Below are 18,113 nucleotides of genomic sequence, written 5' to 3'. Positions count from 1 at the left end.
GCACGGCAAAGCGCAATGGTCTGGCAAATGGTATCAGGCGCTCCCGCTTTGCGGTTGGCCTTTGGAAAGCAATTGAAAGCAACAGGTAAGAGACTTGACGTCCGCAGCGGGCGCTGCACGCGCGAAATGCGCCGGTCGAGCGACGACCGGCGCGGCGAACCTCTTGGGGCTCAGCGGTTCGCTCAGGAGGAACGCTTGAAGCTGTCGTCGTCGCTTGGGCTCGGCAGATGCGTGACGTCGCCCCACGCGAGCACGCGCGCTTGCGTCGCCGCGCCGTCGCGCTCGAAATCGACGACGTTCACGCTCGTGTTCAAGAGCGGCCACGCGCGCGGCGCGTCGAGCGCGAGACCGTTCGCGAAACGATAGATGCAATCGAGCACGCCGCCATGCGCGACGCAGGCGATGCGCCCCCCGGGGTGCTTCGCGAGGATCGGCTCGAGCGCGTGCAGCACGCGGTGGTAGAACACGCGTTGCGACTCGCCCTCGGGCGGCGAGAAACCGGGGTCGCGGGTTTGCCAGTGTGCGTATTCGTCGGGAAAGCGCTCGGCGATCTGGTCGCCGTCGTGGCCCTGGAACGCGCCGTAGTTGCGCTCGCGCAGGCCTTCGGTGAGCTGGAGCGTCAGTCCGAGCGCATCGGCGACCGGCTGGGCCGTTTGTTGCGCGCGCATCAGGTCGCTCGACCAGATCGCGGCGAGGCGCACGCCCGCGCGCGCCTCGTTCGCACAACGCGCGGCGAGCAATTGGGCCTGCTCGATGCCGCTCTCGGCGAGCGGGATATCGATGTGCCCCTGAATGCGCTTGATGCGGTTCCAGGCCGTTTCGCCGTGGCGGATAAAGAGGATCTGCGTGGTCATGATGAATTGCGCACTTTCAATTGCGCGCGTTAATTGCGCACTTGCAGCCAGAACGTAACGGGCCCGTCATTGACGAGCGAAACCTGCATGTCGGCGCCGAACTCGCCGGTCTCGACCGTGGGGTGCTTTGTGCGCGCGGCGGCAACGAAGTAGTCGAATAGACGCCGCCCCTCGTCGGGCGGCGCGGCGGGCGTGAAGCTCGGGCGCAGGCCGCTGTTGGTATCGGCGGCAAGGGTGAACTGCGAGACCAGCAGGAGGCCGCCCGCCGCACCGTTGCCGTCGATGTTCTGCACCGGCAGATTCATCTTGCCCGCGGCGTCGCTGAACACGCGGTAGCCCAGCAGTTTCGCGAGCAGCTTGTCGGCGTTTGCTTCAGTGTCGCCGCGCTCCGCGCAAACCAGCGCGAGCAGGCCCTGGCCGATCGCGCCGGTCACGCGCTCCGCAGGGCCATCGGCGACGCGGACTTCGGCGCGGCGCACGCGTTGAATCAGCGCAATCATCGCGTGCGCTCCACGTCCAGAACACGAATCGTCATCACGCGGTCAGCGTCACGCGCGCGAAGCGGCGCTTGCCCACCTGCACGACGAACTCGCCCGCGTCGACCTTCAGGCCCTTGTCGGACACGGTGGCGCCATCGATCTTCACGCCGCCCTGCTCGATGTTGCGCAGCGCCTCGCTCGTGGACGGCGCGAGCCCCGCCTGCTTGAGCAGCTGGCCAATGGCGAGCGGCGCGCCCGCGAGCGTGACCGACGGGATATCGTCGGGAACGCCGCCCTTCGCGCGGTGGTTGAAGTCTTCGAGCGCGCGCTCAGCGTCGGCCTGCGAGTGAAAGCGCGCAACGATTTCCTGCGCGAGCAGCACCTTGAAGTCGCGCGGGTTGCGGCCCGCTTCGATCTCGCGCTTGAAGCCTTCGATTTCGTCCATCGGACGGAACGAGAGCAGCGTGAAGTAACGCCACATCAGCGTGTCCGAGATGCTCATGAGCTTGCCGAACATGTCGTTGGGCTTCTCGCTGATGCCGACGTAGTTGTTCTTCGACTTCGACATCTTCTCGACGCCGTCGAGGCCTTCGAGCAGCGGCATCGTCAAGATGCACTGCTGCTCCTGACCGTACTGCTTCTGCAATTCGCGGCCGACGAGCAGGTTGAACTTCTGGTCCGTGCCGCCGAGCTCCAGATCCGCATTGAGCGCGACCGAGTCGTAGCCCTGCATCAGCGGATAGAGGAATTCGTGGATCGAGATGGGCACGCCGCTCTGGAAGCGCTTGGTGAAGTCCTCGCGCTCGAGAATGCGTGCGACCGTGTAGCGCGACGCGAGCTTGATCATGCCGTCGGCGCCGAGCGGCATCGACCATTCGCTGTTGTAGCGGATCTCGGTTTTTTCGCGGTCGAGCACGAGCGCGGCCTGCTCGAAGTACGTTTTCGCGTTCGACTGGATCTGCTCGCGCGTGAGCGGCGGACGCGTGGCGTTGCGCCCCGACGGGTCGCCGATCAGCGAGGTGAAGTCGCCGATCAGGAAGATCACGGTGTGGCCGAGATCCTGAAGCTGGCGCATCTTGTTGAGCACGACCGTGTGACCGATGTGGATGTCGGGCGCAGTCGGATCGAGACCGAGCTTGATGCGCAGCGGCTTGCCCGTGGCGGCACTGCGGGCGAGCTTCTGCTGGAATTCTTCTTCGATCAGCAGTTCGTCGACGCCGCGTTTGGTGACGGCGAGCGCGTGACGGACTTCGTCAGTGACCGGAAAGGCGTCTTTGGCGCCGCTGTTAGGAGTGGACTCGGTGCTCATGCTTCGATCGTTTCGTTGGGTTTAGACCGGGATTTTACGTGATTCGCGCGACAAGGCGACTTACGCTCAATAGCCATTGCCGCGATAATCACCGTCAGAATCCCTTCCCGCACTCACGAAAGGAGCATCAACGTGGCGCCCGCACGCAAAGACAGCGCATACCCGGCCGACGGCGTGTATTTCGGCCTGATGTCCGGTACCAGCATGGACGGCGTGGACGGCATCGCCGTGCGATTCGAACACGGCAAGCGGCCCGTGGTGCTCGCGGAGGCCTTCGTGGGCTTCGCGCAGGGCCTGCGCGACGCGCTCTTTTCGCTGCAGCAGCCCGGTGAGAACGAGATCGTGCGTGCCTCGCTCGCGGGCAATGCGCTCGCGGCCCGCTATGCGGTCTGCTGCCACGAGCTGCTGCGCTCGGGCAATCTCTCCTCGGACGAGGTGCGCGCCATCGGCGCCCACGGCCAGACCGTCCGCCATCGGCCCGAGAAGGGCTTTACGGTGCAGATCCAGAATCCCGCGCTGCTCGCGGAGCTCGCGCACATCGACGTGATCGCCGACTTCCGCAGCCGCGACGTCGCCTCGGGCGGTCAGGGCGCGCCGCTCGTGCCGGCGTTTCACGCGACGCTGTTCGGCTCGCTCGACGAAACGCGCGTCGTCTGCAATCTCGGCGGCATCAGCAACATCACGGTGCTCTCGTCGACGGGCGCGGTGCGCGGCTTTGACTGCGGGCCGGCCAACGCCCTGCTCGACCTGTGGGCCGAGCGGCATCTGGGCAAGCCCTACGACGACAACGGCCGGTTCGCGGCGAGCGGCGCGCTGCATCAGCCGCTGCTGAACGTGCTGCTCGACGAGCCGTTCTTCGAGCAGCCACCGCCCAAGAGCACGGGGCGCGATCTTTTCAACGCGCAATGGCTCGATCAAAAACTGAAGGGCTTCGAATCGCTCGCGCCGGCCGACGTGCAGGCTTCCCTCGTCGCGCTCACGGCGGTGAGCGTCGCGCGCGAAATCGAGCGTCATGCGGGGGATTGCCGGGCCGTTTACGTGTGCGGCGGCGGCGCGCGCAACAAGGCGTTGATGAGCGCACTGCAAAAGGCGCTGGAAACCAGCGGCGTGGCCGGCGTGCCGGTCGCAACAACCGGGGCGCTAGGCGTGCCGCCGCAGCAGGTCGAGCCGCTCGCCTTTGCGTGGCTCGCGATGCGCTGCGTCGCACGCGAGCCGGGCAACCTGCCGGCCGTGACGGGCGCGGCGGGCGAACGCGTGCTGGGTGCGATTTATCCGAAATAGAAAGCCCGCGCGATGAATTCGCGAGCGCAGAAACGAAAAACGGGGCTTGATGCCCCGTTTTTTACTGCCGGACGTGTGCGCTCAAACCGAGAACGACGAGCCGCAACCGCAGGTGGTCGTGGCGTTCGGGTTCTTGATGACGAACTGAGCGCCGTTCAGATCGTCCTTATAGTCGATCTCGGCGCCGATGAGGTACTGATAGCTCATCGAATCGATCAGCAACTGGACGCCGTTCTTGTTCATCACGGTATCGTCTTCGTTGACGGCCTCGTCGAACGTGAATCCGTACTGGAAGCCCGAACAGCCGCCGCCCTGCACGAACACACGCAGCTTCAGCTCCGGATTGCCTTCCTCGTCGATCAGTTGCTTGACCTTGTCAGCCGCTGCGTCGGTAAAGACGAAGGGACCGGGCATTTCAGTCACGGGGGTCTCGGTGACAGCGTTCATTCGAACTCTCCAAAAAAGCTTCTAGTCGCTATTGTAGGGCTCTTCCGCAGTTCGTGCTGAAACCCACGAAATCAAGGGGTTTTCGCCACTTGTTTGCGGCCGGGCATAAATGGATGCCCATCAAACGAAAAAACCGTCCGGCGCATGAGCGCGGACGGCTTTTGCAGCAGCGCTGCGCCCGGTGAAGAGCGCCGCGCCGAAGCGCAAATTAACGCTTCGAGAACTGCTTGCGGCGACGTGCCTTGTGGAAACCGACCTTCTTACGTTCCACTTCACGTGCATCGCGGGTCACGAAGCCAGCTTGCGACAGTGCCGGCTTGAGCGTTGCGTCGTAGTCCATCAGCGCGCGCGTGATGCCGTGGCGAACTGCGCCGGCCTGGCCGGTTTCGCCGCCGCCGTTCACGTTCACCTTGATGTCGAACGTCGTGGCGTGGTTCGTGAGTTCCAGCGGCTGACGCACGATCATGAGCGACGTTTCGCGCGAGAAGTAGTCGGCGATGGGCTTGCCATTGACGATGATGTCGCCCTTGCCCGACTTGATGAAGACACGAGCGACGGCGCTCTTGCGGCGGCCCGTACCGTAATTCCAGTTACCGATCATGTGGGCTCCCCTTAGATCTCGAGCGCCTTCGGCTGTTGTGCCGAGTGCGGGTGCGTTGCGTCTGCGTAGACCTTCAGCTTCTTGATCATCGCGTAGCCGAGCGGGCCCTTGGGCAGCATGCCCTTCACGGCCTTCTCGAGCGCACGGCCCGGGAAGCGCTCTTGCATTTTGCCGAACGTCGTTTCGTAGATACCGCCCGGGTAGCCCGAGTGACGGTAGTACTTCTTGTCGGTGGTCTTGTTGCCCGTGACCTTCAGCTTGCCGGCGTTGATGATGATGATGAAATCACCCGTGTCGACGTGCGGGGTGAACTCAGGCTTGTGCTTGCCGCGAAGACGGCGTGCCACTTCGCTGGCGACACGGCCGAGAACCTTATCCGTCGCGTCAATCACGTACCATTCGCGCTGCACTTCATGTGCCTTGGCGGAAAAAGTCTTCATGATCGATCCAAAAAATATGCTGTGCCCTGTTTTTTGGTCCTGCTTGTATGGTGACGCTCGTTGACGTCGGCGCAGGCTCTCCCTGGTTCGGGTTTCCCCGTCTCCGCTCGGACATGGATGCGGAGAACCTACGATTATAAAGGGAAAATTGGCGCGTCGTCAAAGTTTCCGCGCGCCGGCGCAGGGGCGGCGCCAAAAACAGCGGACGAAAAAAAGCCCAAGCGCGTTTGCCTGGGCTTAATCCACCTTTTGGAGGAGGGTGGAGGAGACATGCTGAGGTGTCGTGAAACACGACAACCAATGAGACGAATTATACGGATCGACCTTGTGCGACGCAAGGAAATTTGCATCGTGAAAATAAAACCCATAATATGAAATTCAAATGCGGTGCACAGAACCATATTTTTTGCATACAAATCAATGCCTTGCAAATATCCATAGGCTAAACAGCATGCATCGGCTAGAGCAAACCCCCTAATTGCACGAGGGAAATCCGATTGCCCCTGAGATTTTGCGCCGCAACATTCAAGCAAGGTGAATGGCTCGCATGCGTCACGTGCCCCCCCGGACATACCAGTAGGACCGGGCTACAATGCCGGCTGAATCGAGAAAATTGCGCAGGGGCAAACGCATGGAATGCAAAGTAAGCTGGATGGGTCAGGATGGGATGGCGTTCGCAGCCGAAACGGGTAGCGGCCACCTCGTCAACATGGACGGCGCGCCGGAAGGCGGCGGCCACAATCTCGCGCCGCGCCCGATGGAAATGGTGCTGCTCGGCACGGGCGGCTGCACGGCCTACGACGTGGTCCTGATTCTGAAGAAGAGCCGCCAGGAAGTTACCGGCTGCAACGTGACGCTGAAGGCCGAACGCGCGAGCGAAGATCCCAAGGTCTTCACGAAGATCCATTTCCACTTCACCGTGACCGGCAAGAATCTGAACCCGGCCACCGTCGAGCGCGCGATCAATCTCTCGCACGACAAGTACTGCTCGGCGTCGATCATGATCGGCAAGACGGCCGACATCACGCACTCGTTCGAGATCGTCGCAGTCTAGGATCTGCGGCGAAAATCGGCGGCAAAAGAAAAAGCCGGCGCGGTTCTTCAATGAACCGCGCCGGCTTTTTGCATGAATGAGGCGGCAAAGCAGGCCGATAAGCCGGATTCTGTGCACGCGCCGCGCCCGAAGGCACGCCGCGCGTGGCAGCCATTCCTCTAGGCGCGCCATTGCTGACGCGCTCAAGCTTCCTACCCGCAGACGAGACGGGGGCCCCGTCCTGCATCTCGAAGATGCGCGCCTGCCTACTTGGAATTGCTCCGGGTGGAGGTTACCGTGCCGTCTACGTCGCCGCAGACGCGGTGCGCTCTTACCGCACCGTTTCACCCTTACCTGATCCCGACCGAAATCGGGCCATCGGCGGTCTGTTCTCTGTTGCCCTGTTCCGCGTGTCGCCACGGATGGCCGTTAGCCATCACCCTGCCCTGTGGAGTCCGGACTTTCCTCGCCCCCTCGGCGTGAACCTCGGGGCCGCGACTGCCTGGCCTGCTTTGCGAGGCGCGATATTAGCACGGGTGAGTCCGTCGCGCGCAGTGCCTGCCGAATGCGCCGGGCACCTCACGCGACGCACTTAGCGTGCGCGCCGGCCCGGGCGAAATACGGCGGTGTCGTTGTAGAACGACGGGTCTTCGTTCGGCGCCCACCAGCCCGGAATGCCCAGCACTGGCAGCGGCGAGAAGCTGCGCCCGTTCAGATGCCCGTCGGCGGCGAGCGTCGCGCTCACCGTTTCGTCCAGATACGTGTTTCGCTGCGCGCGCGGCCACGCAAAGTACGCCGGCGGAACGTCGATTACCCACGCGTGCGCCGTGCACGCGGCATAGGGCACGATCAGCTTCTCCAGCAACGCATGGCCGAATACGTGGACCTCGCAGCGCGCCAGCGGGTGTGCCACGGTGGCCGTTGCCCCCGTCGTCATCGGCGCGGTATCCCATGCAGAGAGTCCCTCGACGAACAACGCGCGCCAGTCGAAGCCGCGCAACGCCTGTGTGAGCGCAGGATCGGCGCTCGCGAACAGCACTGCGTTCTCGTCGAATAACGTCAGCGCGTCGCGCACGCCGCCGCGCGTGGGCCCCACGCCGAGCACGTCGATCGCCGCCGCCTGGCGCGCGTTGAGCGCCGCCTTGATGCGCGGGAACGCAAACCAGGCCAGCGCGTTAAAGAAGTCGTGGAGATTGTGGCGCGTGGGCACGCACCCCGTCGCGGCAATGTGGGCCTCGTAGGCGGCGCCTTCGGGCAGATCGTCCTGCGCGATGAATGCGAGCCGCTGGCCGCGGCCCGTGAGCTGTTGCGCGGCGCACGCATCGGCGTTCAGCTCGTCGAGATAGTGCGCATAGCCCGCCAGCGCGGCTTGCTGCCAGCGCCGGCCGCGCGCCTCGTGCTGGGCGAACCAGGGGCGCGCCCAGTCGATGTCGGCGAAACTGCCTTCTGGCAAAGTCCGGCGCGCCGCGCCGGACTTTGGCGCTCCGGGCGTCGCTGCGCCGGGCATCGCTACGTTCAAATCAGCTTCCAGCCGATCGTCTCGCCGCCACGCAGCGGCACGACGGGCGCGTCGCCAACGCTGATTTCCGCCGGCAGCGTCCATGGCTCGCGGCGCAGCGTGACGGTTTCCGCACTGCGCGGCAGCCCGTAAAAATCGGCGCCGAAAAAGCTCGCAAAGCCCTCGAGCTTGTCGAGCGCGCCGGCGTTGTCGAACGCCTCGGCATAGAGTTCGAGCGCGTGCAGCGCCGTATAGCAGCCCGCGCAGCCGCATGCGTGCTCCTTCAGGCCCTTCGGGTGCGGCGCACTATCGGTGCCGAGGAAAAAGCGCGCGTCGCCCGAGGTAGCCGCCTCGACGAGCGCCACGCGATGCGTCTCGCGCTTGAGCACCGGCAGGCAGAAGTAATGCGGACGAATGCCGCCCTGGAACAGCGCGTTGCGGTTGTACAGCAGGTGGTGCGCCGTGATCGTCGCGCCCAGCAGGCCGGGCGCCGCGTGGTCCGCGCGAATGTAATCGACGGCGTCCTTGGTCGTGATGTGTTCGAAGACCACCTTCAGGGCCGGAAAATCGCGGCGCAGCGGCGTCATCACGCGGTCGATGAAAATCTTCTCGCGGTCGAACAGGTCGATGTCGGCGCTCGTCACTTCGCCGTGCACCAGCAGCGGCATGCCTGCTTCCTGCATCGCCTCGAGGGTCCGTGCGCATTTGCGGATATCGGTCACGCCCGCGTCCGAATTGGTCGTCGCGCCCGCCGGGTAAAGCTTCACGCCATGCACGAAGCCGCTCGCCTTTGCGAGGCGGATTTCCTCGGGCGGCGTGTTGTCGGTGAGATAGAGCGTCATTAGCGGCTCGAACTTCGCGCCCGCGGGCAACGCTGCGAGAATGCGCTCGCGGTAGGCCGCGGCCTGCGCGGTCGTCGTGACCGGAGGCTTCAGGTTCGGCATGATGATCGCGCGGCCGAACTGGCGCGCCGTATGCGGCAGCACCGCTGCAAGCATCGCGCCGTCGCGCACGTGCAGGTGCCAGTCGTCAGGGCGGGCGAGCGTGAGAGTCGTGGGTGTGGAAGCGTTCATGGCTAGTGTGAGGCGCGGTGCGCCACGGATGATCGGACTGCGAAATCAGGGTGCAAAGCACGGGGCTGCAAGGCGTTGGACGCCAGGCGCGGCGTCGCGCGCGCACGACAGTCCGCGCGGCAACCCGCACGCGGCCATCATGCGCCAATACCGCGCCGGTGCGCTTACGCGAGCGCCGGGAATGCGTCCGACAAATTTCGTACTGGCGCGCCGCGGCCCGGTGATATGCTTGGAAAATCGTCATTGTACCGGGTCGCCTTTCACGGGGAGCACGCCAGAGCTCCCGCACCCCGTACCTGCGTTACGTACGTACCATAAGCATCATGTGCCAACTTCTCGGAATGAACTGCGCCGCGCCAACGGACGTCACGTTCTCCTTCACAGGATTCGCGGCGCGCGGCGGCGCCACCGACCACCATGCCGACGGCTGGGGCATCGCATTCTTCGAGGACAAGGCCTGCCGCCTGTTCATCGACCACGAGGCGTCGGCGCGCTCGCCCATCGCCGAAATGGTCAAGCGCTACCCGATCAAGTCGCGCAACACCATCGCCCACATCCGCAAGGCCACCCAGGGGCATACGTCGCTCGAGAACAGCCATCCGTTCCAGCGCGAGCTCTGGGGCCGCCACTGGATCTTCGCGCACAACGGCGACCTGCAGGACTTCAATCCGGTCATGACGGACGTCTATCAGCCGGTCGGCACCACCGATAGCGAACTGGCTTTCTGCACGCTGTTGCAAGGCCTGCGCAAGGCTCATCCGGGGACCCAGCCGCCGCTCGACGAACTGTTCGCGACGCTGGAATCGCTCACGCGCGAAATTACCCAGTTCGGCGTGTTCAACTTCCTGCTGTCGAACGGCCAGGCGCTGTTCGCCCATTGCTCCACGCATCTGTACTACCTCGTGCGCAGTTGGCCGTTTTCCACTGCGCATCTGGTCGATGCCGATGTCTCGATCGACTTCGCAAAATACACCACGCCCGAAGACCGCGTGTCGGTGATCGCCACCGCGCCGCTCACCGACAACGAGGTCTGGACGCGCTTCGCCCCCGGCGATCTGCTGATGTTCCAGCATGGCGACGTCGTCGCGCGCAGGAGCGTGCCGGTGCCGCAAAAGGTGCTCGACAAGCTCAAGAATCCGTCGACGGACGCCTCGGCGAGCGCATCGCGCGTGGCCGCCCAGCCGGGTGCGGTGGACCCGCAAGTCGCCGCCGCCTTGCAGACCTGGGGCGAATGACGCGGCGCTCATGCCCGAACGAAAAAACCGCGCGGTGAAGGCCTGCGCGGTTTTTTTATGCCTCGCGGCGCGAAACGCTCAGTGCAGGATCTTCGCGAGAAAGTCCTTCGCGCGGTCCGACTTCGGATTCGCGAAGAAGTCTTCCTTGCGGTCGTCCTCCACGATGAGCCCCTTGTCCATGAAGATCACGCGGTGCGCGACCTTCTTGGCGAAGCCCATTTCGTGCGTCACGCACATCATGGTCATGCCTTCCTGCGCGAGCTCCACCATCACGTCGAGCACCTCGTTGATCATCTCGGGGTCGAGCGCCGAGGTAGGCTCATCGAACAGCATCGCGATGGGATCCATCGACAGCGCGCGCGCAATCGCCACGCGCTGCTGCTGACCGCCCGAGAGCTGGCCCGGGAATTTGTCCGCATGCGCGCGCAGGCCCACGCGGTCGAGCAGCTTCAGGCCCTTCGTGGTGGCCTCGTCCTTGCCGCGACCAAGCACCTTGATCTGCGCGAGTGTGAGGTTCTCGGTGATCGACAGGTGCGGGAACAGCTCGAAGTGCTGGAACACCATGCCCACTTTCGCGCGCAGCTTCGAGAGATTGGTGCGCTTGTCGCCCACCGACTGGCCGTTCACGAGGATCTCGCCCTGCTGGAACGGCTCGAGTCCGTTGACGGTCTTGATGAGCGTGGATTTGCCCGAGCCCGACGGCCCGCACACCACCACCACCTCGCCCTTCTTCACTTCCGTCGTGCAGTCGGTCAGCACCTGGAACGGGCCGTACCACTTCGAAACGTTCTTAATTGAAATCATCTTGCGACCTTTTTCTGAAGACTTTTCACAAGGGTCGACGCGATCACGCAGATCACGAAATAGCATGCGCCCGCGAACAGTACCATCTCGACCATCGTTCCGTCACGGTCGCCGATATTGGTGGCGGTGCGGAAGAAGTCAGCGAGGCTGATCACGTAGACGAGCGAGGTATCCTGAAACAGCACGATGGCCTGCGTGAGCAACAGCGGCACCATCGCCCGGAACGCCTGCGGCAGCACCACGTAGCGCATTGCCTGGCCGTAGCGCATGCCGAGCGCGAACGAGGCATTCACCTGCCCGCGCGGCACCGCCTGAATGCCGGCGCGGATGATCTCCGAATAATACGCGGCCTCGAACAGCGAGAACGCGACCATTGCGGAAGCCAGCCGAATGTCGATATCGGGCGAGAGGCCGAGCACATTCTGCAGGAACTGCGGCACGATCAGGAAGAACCACAGCAGGACCATCACGAGCGGAATCGAGCGGAACACCGTGACATAGCCCTGAGCGAACCAGGCGAGCAGCTTCACGCCCGAGAGGCGCATGAGCGCGATCAGCGTGCCCCACAGAATCCCCACGACGATCGCGCAGACCGTGATCTTGAAGGTGACGATGGCGCCGGTCCACAACGTCGGCAGCGCGCCCGGAATACCGCTCCAGTCGAAATGATGCATCACTTGCCTCCGATATAGCCGGGCAGCCTGGACTTCGCCTCGACCCAGCGCATCAACGCCATGACGATCAGGTTGATCAGCACGTAGGCGAGCGTGACCGAGATGAACGACTCATAGCTTTGCGCGGTGTAGTCGACGAGCTGGCGCGCCTGCGCGGAAAGATCGAGCAGGCCGATTGTCGACGCCACCGCCGAGTTCTTGAAGATGTTGAGAAACTCGGAGGTGAGCGGCGGCACGATGATGCGGTAAGCCACCGGCAGCAGGACGTAACGATACGTCTGCCACTGCGTGAAGCCCATCGCGAGACCGGCGGCGCGCTGGCCGCGCGGCAACGCGTTGATGCCCGAGCGCACCTGCTCGCACACGCGCGCCGCCGTGAAGAGCCCGAGACAGATCACCGACGACGTAAAGAACTGCACGCCGGGCGGCAGTTGCTTGAACGCGTTGCCAAGCGACGGCGGCACGATTTCCGGCAGCACGAAGTACCAGATGAAGAACTGCGCGATAAGCGGGATGTTGCGGAAGATCGCGACATAGACGGTGCCCGCGGCGGCCGCGTAGTTGTTCGGCACCGTGCGCAGCACGCCGAACAACGAGCCGACGATGAGCGCGATCACCCACGCGCAGAGCGACACCGACACCGTCACCCAGAGGCCCGAGATGATCCAGCCGAGATAGGTGGTAGGTTCGCCCGTCGAGACCGGGCTGAGCAATATGCCCCAGTTCCAGTGGTAGGACATGAAGAGCCTCCAACAAAAAGAACGGAAGAAGCGCGGCTTCTTCCGTTCTGTTTTACACGCCGATCAGGCTTCTCGCCCAGATCAGTCGATTGCCTTGTCGTTCGGGCTCTTGAAGAGCGCCTTCATGTCGTCGCTTTCCGGGAAGTTCAGGTTGAGGCCCTTCGGCGGAATCGGCGATTCGAACCACTTCTTGTAGATCGCATCGGCTTGTCCCGAGGTCTCGACCTTCGCGATGGCGTCGTCGGCGACCTTCTTGAACTCGGGGTCGTTCTTGCGCATCATGCAGCCGTAGGCCTCATGCGATTGCGGCGTGCCGACGATCACGAAATCGCCAGGATTGTTCGACTTCGCGCGCTCGCCCGCGAGCAGTGCGTCGTCCATCATGAATGCGGCTGCGCGGCCCGTGGAGAGCGTCATGAACGACTCGCCATGGTCCTTCGCGCTGATGATGTTCATGCCCAGGCTCTTGTCCTGGTTCATCTTGCGCAGGAGGCGCTCGGACGTCGTGCCTGCCGTCGTCACGACGGTCTTGCCCTTGAGGTCGGCGAAGTCCTTGATGCCCGAATCCTTCTTCGTCATGAGACGCGTGCCGATCACGAAGATCGTGTTCGTGAAGGCGGCTTGCTGCTGGCGTTCGGCGTTATTGGTCGTGGAGCCGCACTCGATGTCGATCGTGCCGTTCTGCACGAGCGGAATGCGGTTCTGCGAGGTGATCGGCACCATCTTGACCTTGAGGTTCGGCATATTCAGCTTCTGCTTCACCGCCTCGACGATCTTCATCGCGAAGTCTTGCGAGTAGCCGACCACGTTCTGCTTGTCGTCATAGTACGAAAACGGAATCGACGATTCACGGTGACCCAGCGAGATGACGCCCGTGTCCTTGATTTTCTTGAGCGTGCCCGAGTCCTGCGCATGTGCGCTCACGGCAACGAAACCGAGGGTGGCGAGAACGAGCGCAGCCTTTTTGATTTTCATCCTTGATCTCCTTGGCAAGAATCGCCGCCAGTGTAGCAAAGTAATTTTATTGAAAGAATTAAGGTGGACCCTGGCGCTGGCATGAATGTTTTATACACCGCCAATGCAAAAGCAGGCGGCCCTTTTTGAGGGCCGCCTGCCTTCTTTCAGCAACGATTCAAAACGTAATTTTTACCGCCGCCGGATGCTTTGCGCTTCGGGGGTGCGCTCCGAAGTTGCGCTTCGATCAGGGGTACAGGCCGCGCATTTCGCGCGCCATCAAGATGCGCTTACATGCAACGATGAACGCCGCCGTACGCATCGACACGCCCTGCTCGCTCGCCACCTGCCAGACCGCCGTGAATGCTTCGCGCATCACGCGCTCGAGACGCTCGTTGATCTCGGACTCGGTCCAGAAGAAGCTCGAGAAGTCCTGCACCCATTCGAAGTACGAAACGGTCACGCCACCCGCGTTCGCCACGACGTCCGGAATGATGAGGACGCCCTTGTCGTGCAGGATGTCGTCGGCGGCCGTCGTGGTCGGGCCGTTCGCGCCTTCCACGATGATCTTCGTGCGGATCTTGCCCGCGTTGTGCTCGGTGATCTGGTTTTCCAGCGCGGCCGGAATCAGGATATCGGTTTCGATGGTCCAGAATTCTTCGTTGCTGAGCATGTCCGCGCCCGGGAAACCTGCCACGCCACCGTTCTTGCCCACGTGCTCGAGCAGCGCCGCTGCGTCCATGCCGGTCGACTTGTAGAGCGAGCCGGTGTGATCCTGCACGGCCACGATCTTCGCACCCGCTTCCTGGAACAGACGTGCGGCGATGCCGCCCACGTTGCCGAAGCCCTGCACGGCGATGCGTGCGCCTTCGATCGACAGACCCTTGCGGCGCGCCGCTTCGCAGCCCACGACGAACACGCCGCGGCCGGTTGCCTCGCGCCGGCCCAACGAGCCGCCGAGCGAGATGGGCTTGCCCGTCACGACGCCCGTGGCCGTCTGGCCCTGGTTCATCGAGTAGGTGTCCATCATCCACGCCATGATCTGCTCGTTCGTGTTCACGTCCGGCGCAGGAATGTCAGTGTTCGGTCCGATGATGATGCCGATCTCGCTGGTGTAGCGGCGCGTCACGCGCTCGAGCTCGCCACGCGAGAGCGTGCGCGGATCGACGCGGATACCGCCCTTCGCGCCGCCGTATGGCACGTTCACTGCAGCGTTCTTCACCGACATCCACGCGGACAGCGCCATCACTTCGGAGAGCGTAACGTCCTGGTGGTAACGCACGCCGCCCTTGCCGGGACCGCGTGAAACGTTGTGCTGCACGCGATAGCCTTCGAAATGCGCAACGGTGCCGTTATCGAGTTCGATCGGGCAGTCCACGATCAGGATGCGCTTCGGACGCTTGAGCGTTTCGAGCCAGCGCGACAGCGAGCCGAGATACGGCGCCACGCGGTCGACCTGACGAAGATAGTTGCCCCACGGACCAAGATCGTCCGCGTGAAGGTAAGAAGGAACCGACGACACTGCAGACTGCGATTGGGAAGACATGAACGCTCCGGCGATCGATGAAGTGGAGCCATTGTCAGAAAACGCCCACACGAAATCCAATGCCGTTTGATCATCCCGTTATGCATTTCGTGCATAACGTTTTCAAAATCGAAAAAACGTGTCGCGCCCGGTTGGTGCTCAGTTGCGCGCAACCTCGTCGCTCACGACGTTCCACAATGCGCGCACGAGCGCCTCGCGCGCGTCCTCGCCCTGAGAGGCGAGCTTGTCGCGGTAGAGCCGAATCTCCATGTCGATCGTGAACTGGCCCTCAGGCACGCCGCGCGTGCCGCGATCGAGCCGGATCAGCTTGCCCTGCGCGACGGCGTCCTCCACCGCGCTATGCGGCAGGAACGCGATGCCGTGGCCCGCGAGCGCCATGGCCTTGAGGCCTTCGGCCATGTCGGTTTCATAGACGCGGTCCAGATACAGCCGCGCCGGCGCATTGGAGACGATCACCTCGGTCATGCGGCCCAGATAGGCGTTCGGCGTGTAGGAGAGATACGGCGTGGGCGCATCGGCCGTGCCGGGCAGCGTGTAGCGCGCGCGGCCCGCGCGCTGCGGCGCCGAGTACGGGCTGATGGGTTCGATGCCGAGCGTGAGCGTGTCGTAGCGCGCGGGGTCGAGCGTCACCGGGTGGCTCGGATGGTGATAGCCCATCACGAGATCGCAGCCGCCCTCCACGAGCGAGAGCACCGCGTCGTGCACGTTCAGCGCGCGCAGGCGCGTGTGGATCCGGCCGAGCTTCGCTTCGATACGTTGGAGCCAGCGCGGGAAATACGTGAGCGAGAGCGTATGCGGCACCGCGAATTCGATCGTCGCGGCGGGCGTGGCGGTATGGCCGCGCAGCACGGTGCGCGCTTCGTGAAACTGCGAAAGCATCGCGAGCGCCTGCTCGTAGAACACCTGGCCCGCGGAAGTCAGCCGTGTGGGATAGACCGAACGATCGATAAGTTCGGTGCCCAGCCACGCTTCGAGCGCCTGGATGCGGCGCGAGAATGCCGGCTGCGTGACGTGTCGCAGCTCGGCCGAGCGGCTGAAACTATGCGTCTCCGCCAGTGAAACGAAGTCTTCGAGCCATTTGAGTTCCATGCGAAGCCAGAGTGCGGATGAGAAGTCCGCATTCTAGGCCCGCTCGCGCCTGCATGGGATGCTTTCAGCCCGGTACGGCTCGGCTCGAGCGGTCGTGAGCGCCGCCTTCAGTTCGGTCACCACGCTGTCCCAATCGCCGAGCGTGGTTTGCCGGAACAGCCGCGCCGATGGATACCAGACCGAATCGGTGCGCTCCATGCCCCAACGCCAGTCGGGCTGTGCGGCAAGCAGCACCCACACCGGCTTGCCGAGCGCGCCCGCGAGATGCGCAACCGAGGTATCGACGGTAATCACGAGATCGAGGCTTTCGATGAGCGCGGCGGTGCTCGCAAAATCGTGGAGATCGTCGCCGAGCGCGTGCAGCGGCCAGCGCCCCGCGACCTCGGCGAGCTGCGCGGCACCGGGCCCCTTCTGGATCGCCAACCACGCGTTGCCCTCGAGCGCGGCGAGCGGCAGCAAGGACGTGAGCGGCACCGAGCGGAACGTGTCGAACAGGTGAAGCGGATTGCCGGCCCAAACGAGCCCGATGCAGCGCGGCGCGCCGCCCGCGAGGGCCTCTACGCGCGCGCGCCAGGCGGTGGCCTGCGCGGCATCGGCGTGCATGTAGGGCACCGGCGCATGGATCGGCCGGCCAGGAAACTTCAGCGGCAAGCTCATCACATCGCACCAGTAGTCGTAGCGCATACGGATCGCTTCGTCGGCCGGCGCGGCGTCGAGCACATTCGCCACGCCCGGCACGGTCGCGGCGAGCGCGGCCAGTTCCGGCGCGACCCACGCGTCGACCTGCGCGCCCATCTCCGCGAGCAGACCCGCGTAGCGCACGAACTGGATCTGGTCGCCCACGCCCTGTTCGCGCGCGATCAGGAAACGCTTGCCCGCGAGCGGCTCGCCCTGCCATTCGGCGCACGGCAGCTTGCGGTAATTGGCCTTGCCGGTCGTCGTGGTCTTGCGGTGCTCGAAAAGCGGCCAGCCCCCGGCATATTCGCCGCGGCGCAGCATCAGCATGCCGAGCTGGAACTGCGGCTCCGGCAAGCCCGGGCACATTTCGAGCGCGCGGCGATAGTTCACCTCGGCCTCGTCGTAACGTGCGAGCGCCGTGAGCGCGAACGCGAGATTGTTCACGGCGCCCGCTGCGTCGGGCTTGAGCGCCATGGCGCGCCGATAGTGAGGAATCGCTTCCGCATAACGATGCATTGCGTCGTAGACGTAACCCAACTCGAAATGCGCATTGGCGTTCTCCGGCTCGAGCACGGCCATCCGCTCGAAGCAGGCGGCGGCCTGTGCGTGTTCCCTGGCCAGGCGCAGGAGCTTGCCGAGATGCGTAAGCGTTTTCGTGTCGTCTGGATCGAGTGCGCGCGCATCCTGATATTGCGCGACCGCCTCCGGCGCGCGGCCGGCCTTTTCGAGCGCGCGGCCCAGATTTAACGCGAAATGCACCGAGTGCGGGTCGAGCAAGCGAGCCCGCCGATAGTGCTGCTCCGCGCAGGCGAGATCGCCAAGTTCCATCAGCGCATTGCCAAGATTGTTGTGCGCATTCGCAAACTCGGGCGCGATCTCGATGGCCTTGCGTTGCAGCACGGCAGCGGCTGCGTGATCGCCCAGCCGCGCCGCGACCACGCCACGATTGCCCAGCAATTCGGCGTCGCCGGGCGCCTGCGCAAGCGCGCGATCCATCAGTTGCGCGGCGCGTTCGGGGTCGCCGTGATTGAGTGCCACCACGCCGAAGTAATGCAGCGCGGCGGGATGATCAGGCTGCAGGTCGAGAATGCGCGCGTAGAACGCCTGCGCGTCGCCCAGCCGGCCGGCGCGGTGATGCGCAAGGCCGGCTTCGAGCAGCGCGGCAATCTCATGGCGGGGCGCGGGAGAGATATCGTGATTCATGCGAGGTGCAAAAACAAAGAGCGACTGAAGCCGCAAACCGCGCCACTCTATATCCGTCTCGTATATCACCATCGTCCCGTACGGCATCCGATGGCACCCCGGTGCGTCACGCTTGGGGGGAATCGCTCCGGCCCCTGTCAGCGTGGTGATAAAATATGCGGCTCCCCCCGGTTCC

At 64.0% G+C, this 18,113-nt stretch carries 18 protein-coding genes and 1 other RNA gene; 3 read left to right on the top strand and 16 right to left on the bottom strand.

Annotation, left to right across the window (positions count from 1 at the left end; translation table 11 throughout):
* Nucleotides 1-182 precede the first annotated feature (182 nt).
* From P5W98_RS02160 to tyrS, 3 genes are read right to left on the bottom strand one after another with little or no spacing between them, the layout of a single operon-like run.
* The gene (locus P5W98_RS02160) at nucleotides 183-854 is read right to left on the bottom strand and encodes a histidine phosphatase family protein (protein WP_421042546.1); all 672 of its coding nucleotides are present in this window, start codon (nucleotides 852-854) and stop codon (nucleotides 183-185) included.
* A gap of 29 nt (nucleotides 855-883) precedes the next feature.
* Nucleotides 884-1,354, bottom strand: coding sequence for a D-aminoacyl-tRNA deacylase (gene dtd, locus P5W98_RS02155; protein ID WP_421023030.1), 471 nt, complete (start codon nucleotides 1,352-1,354; stop codon nucleotides 884-886).
* 34 nt (nucleotides 1,355-1,388) lie between these two features.
* Entirely contained in the window at nucleotides 1,389-2,642 is a 1,254-nt protein-coding gene (tyrS, locus tag P5W98_RS02150; RefSeq protein ID WP_421042547.1) for a tyrosine--tRNA ligase, read from the bottom strand.
* Between the two features lie 189 nt (nucleotides 2,643-2,831).
* Between tyrS and P5W98_RS02145 the strand changes: the two genes are divergently transcribed.
* The gene (locus tag P5W98_RS02145) at nucleotides 2,832-3,923 is read left to right on the top strand and encodes an anhydro-N-acetylmuramic acid kinase (RefSeq protein WP_434662393.1); all 1,092 of its coding nucleotides are present in this window, start codon (nucleotides 2,832-2,834) and stop codon (nucleotides 3,921-3,923) included.
* 81 nt (nucleotides 3,924-4,004) lie between these two features.
* Here P5W98_RS02145 and erpA read toward each other — a convergent pair whose 3' ends face one another.
* From erpA to rplM, 3 genes are all read right to left on the bottom strand, one after another.
* Nucleotides 4,005-4,370 (bottom strand): iron-sulfur cluster insertion protein ErpA, encoded by a 366-nt coding sequence (gene erpA, locus P5W98_RS02140; protein WP_421023027.1) that lies wholly within the window; start codon nucleotides 4,368-4,370, stop codon nucleotides 4,005-4,007.
* A gap of 208 nt (nucleotides 4,371-4,578) precedes the next feature.
* Nucleotides 4,579-4,971, bottom strand: a complete 393-nt coding sequence (gene rpsI, locus P5W98_RS02135) for a 30S ribosomal protein S9 (RefSeq protein WP_028216172.1) — start codon at nucleotides 4,969-4,971, stop codon at nucleotides 4,579-4,581.
* An 11-nt stretch (nucleotides 4,972-4,982) separates the two neighbouring features.
* Nucleotides 4,983-5,411, bottom strand: a complete 429-nt coding sequence (gene rplM, locus P5W98_RS02130) for a 50S ribosomal protein L13 (RefSeq protein ID WP_027795838.1) — start codon at nucleotides 5,409-5,411, stop codon at nucleotides 4,983-4,985.
* A gap of 631 nt (nucleotides 5,412-6,042) precedes the next feature.
* On the opposite strand from rplM, the gene P5W98_RS02125 reads away from it, so the two are divergent.
* On the top strand, nucleotides 6,043-6,465 hold the full coding sequence (locus tag P5W98_RS02125) for an OsmC family protein (RefSeq protein WP_421023026.1): 423 nt from the start codon (nucleotides 6,043-6,045) through the stop codon (nucleotides 6,463-6,465).
* A gap of 82 nt (nucleotides 6,466-6,547) precedes the next feature.
* Here P5W98_RS02125 and rnpB read toward each other — a convergent pair.
* From rnpB to pyrC, 3 genes are all read right to left on the bottom strand, one after another.
* Nucleotides 6,548-6,958, bottom strand: an RNA gene (rnpB, locus tag P5W98_RS02120) — RNase P RNA component class A.
* Nucleotides 6,959-7,036: 78 nt separating this feature from the next.
* Entirely contained in the window at nucleotides 7,037-7,951 is a 915-nt protein-coding gene (locus tag P5W98_RS02115; protein ID WP_421042674.1) for a DUF3025 domain-containing protein, read from the bottom strand.
* An 8-nt stretch (nucleotides 7,952-7,959) separates the two neighbouring features.
* The gene (gene pyrC / locus P5W98_RS02110; RefSeq protein WP_421042549.1) at nucleotides 7,960-9,015 is read right to left on the bottom strand and encodes a dihydroorotase; all 1,056 of its coding nucleotides are present in this window, start codon (nucleotides 9,013-9,015) and stop codon (nucleotides 7,960-7,962) included.
* 323 nt (nucleotides 9,016-9,338) lie between these two features.
* On the opposite strand from pyrC, the gene P5W98_RS02105 reads away from it, so the two are divergent.
* Nucleotides 9,339-10,250, top strand: a complete 912-nt coding sequence (locus tag P5W98_RS02105; protein ID WP_421042550.1) for a class II glutamine amidotransferase — start codon at nucleotides 9,339-9,341, stop codon at nucleotides 10,248-10,250.
* A gap of 78 nt (nucleotides 10,251-10,328) precedes the next feature.
* On the opposite strand, the gene P5W98_RS02100 is transcribed toward P5W98_RS02105, so the two are convergent.
* From P5W98_RS02100 to P5W98_RS02070, 7 genes are all read right to left on the bottom strand, one after another.
* Nucleotides 10,329-11,054 carry an amino acid ABC transporter ATP-binding protein gene (locus P5W98_RS02100; protein WP_421023023.1) on the bottom strand — a complete coding sequence of 242 codons (726 nt, stop codon included), beginning with the start codon at nucleotides 11,052-11,054 and terminating at the stop codon, nucleotides 10,329-10,331.
* Nucleotides 11,051-11,728 carry a glutamate/aspartate ABC transporter permease GltK gene (gene gltK, locus P5W98_RS02095; RefSeq protein WP_421042551.1) on the bottom strand — a complete coding sequence of 226 codons (678 nt, stop codon included), beginning with the start codon at nucleotides 11,726-11,728 and terminating at the stop codon, nucleotides 11,051-11,053. The genes P5W98_RS02100 and gltK overlap by 4 nt, the downstream gene beginning before the upstream one ends.
* Nucleotides 11,728-12,468 (bottom strand): amino acid ABC transporter permease, encoded by a 741-nt coding sequence (locus tag P5W98_RS02090; protein WP_421023021.1) that lies wholly within the window; start codon nucleotides 12,466-12,468, stop codon nucleotides 11,728-11,730. The genes gltK and P5W98_RS02090 overlap by 1 nt, the downstream gene beginning before the upstream one ends.
* Before the next feature lie 81 nt (nucleotides 12,469-12,549).
* A complete protein-coding gene (locus P5W98_RS02085) occupies nucleotides 12,550-13,443 on the bottom strand; it encodes a glutamate/aspartate ABC transporter substrate-binding protein (RefSeq protein ID WP_421023020.1) in 894 nt (297 codons plus the stop codon).
* Between the two features lie 226 nt (nucleotides 13,444-13,669).
* On the bottom strand, nucleotides 13,670-14,968 hold the full coding sequence (locus tag P5W98_RS02080; RefSeq protein ID WP_421023019.1) for a Glu/Leu/Phe/Val family dehydrogenase: 1,299 nt from the start codon (nucleotides 14,966-14,968) through the stop codon (nucleotides 13,670-13,672).
* A gap of 138 nt (nucleotides 14,969-15,106) precedes the next feature.
* Nucleotides 15,107-16,057: a LysR substrate-binding domain-containing protein gene (locus tag P5W98_RS02075; RefSeq protein WP_421023018.1), complete on the bottom strand. Its 951-nt coding sequence runs from the start codon at nucleotides 16,055-16,057 to the stop codon at nucleotides 15,107-15,109.
* 33 nt (nucleotides 16,058-16,090) lie between these two features.
* Entirely contained in the window at nucleotides 16,091-17,938 is a 1,848-nt protein-coding gene (locus P5W98_RS02070; protein WP_434718186.1) for a tetratricopeptide repeat protein, read from the bottom strand.
* Between the last annotated feature and the right edge of the window lie 175 nt (nucleotides 17,939-18,113).

Origin of the sequence: Paraburkholderia sp. A1BS-2L, from assembly GCF_051125205.1 — a bacterium.
Lineage (GTDB): Bacteria > Pseudomonadota > Gammaproteobacteria > Burkholderiales > Burkholderiaceae > Paraburkholderia.
Note: the sequence above shows the minus strand (reverse complement) of the source record. Positions and strands in the feature narration are given on the sequence as shown.

Coding starts and splice junctions, on each gene's coding strand:
- P5W98_RS02160 (WP_421042546.1), bottom strand. CDS start 854: ATGACCACGCAGATCCTCTTTATCCGCCACGGCGAAACGGCCTGGAAC.
- dtd (WP_421023030.1), bottom strand. CDS start 1,354: ATGATTGCGCTGATTCAACGCGTGCGCCGCGCCGAAGTCCGCGTCGCC.
- tyrS (WP_421042547.1), bottom strand. CDS start 2,642: ATGAGCACCGAGTCCACTCCTAACAGCGGCGCCAAAGACGCCTTTCCG.
- P5W98_RS02145 (WP_434662393.1), top strand. CDS start 2,832: ATGTCCGGTACCAGCATGGACGGCGTGGACGGCATCGCCGTGCGATTC.
- erpA (WP_421023027.1), bottom strand. CDS start 4,370: ATGAACGCTGTCACCGAGACCCCCGTGACTGAAATGCCCGGTCCCTTC.
- rpsI (WP_028216172.1), bottom strand. CDS start 4,971: ATGATCGGTAACTGGAATTACGGTACGGGCCGCCGCAAGAGCGCCGTC.
- rplM (WP_027795838.1), bottom strand. CDS start 5,411: ATGAAGACTTTTTCCGCCAAGGCACATGAAGTGCAGCGCGAATGGTAC.
- P5W98_RS02125 (WP_421023026.1), top strand. CDS start 6,043: ATGGAATGCAAAGTAAGCTGGATGGGTCAGGATGGGATGGCGTTCGCA.
- P5W98_RS02115 (WP_421042674.1), bottom strand. CDS start 7,951: ATGCCCGGCGCAGCGACGCCCGGAGCGCCAAAGTCCGGCGCGGCGCGC.
- pyrC (WP_421042549.1), bottom strand. CDS start 9,015: ATGAACGCTTCCACACCCACGACTCTCACGCTCGCCCGCCCTGACGAC.
- P5W98_RS02105 (WP_421042550.1), top strand. CDS start 9,339: ATGTGCCAACTTCTCGGAATGAACTGCGCCGCGCCAACGGACGTCACG.
- P5W98_RS02100 (WP_421023023.1), bottom strand. CDS start 11,054: ATGATTTCAATTAAGAACGTTTCGAAGTGGTACGGCCCGTTCCAGGTG.
- gltK (WP_421042551.1), bottom strand. CDS start 11,728: ATGCATCATTTCGACTGGAGCGGTATTCCGGGCGCGCTGCCGACGTTG.
- P5W98_RS02090 (WP_421023021.1), bottom strand. CDS start 12,468: ATGTCCTACCACTGGAACTGGGGCATATTGCTCAGCCCGGTCTCGACG.
- P5W98_RS02085 (WP_421023020.1), bottom strand. CDS start 13,443: ATGAAAATCAAAAAGGCTGCGCTCGTTCTCGCCACCCTCGGTTTCGTT.
- P5W98_RS02080 (WP_421023019.1), bottom strand. CDS start 14,968: ATGTCTTCCCAATCGCAGTCTGCAGTGTCGTCGGTTCCTTCTTACCTT.
- P5W98_RS02075 (WP_421023018.1), bottom strand. CDS start 16,057: ATGGAACTCAAATGGCTCGAAGACTTCGTTTCACTGGCGGAGACGCAT.
- P5W98_RS02070 (WP_434718186.1), bottom strand. CDS start 17,938: ATGAATCACGATATCTCTCCCGCGCCCCGCCATGAGATTGCCGCGCTG.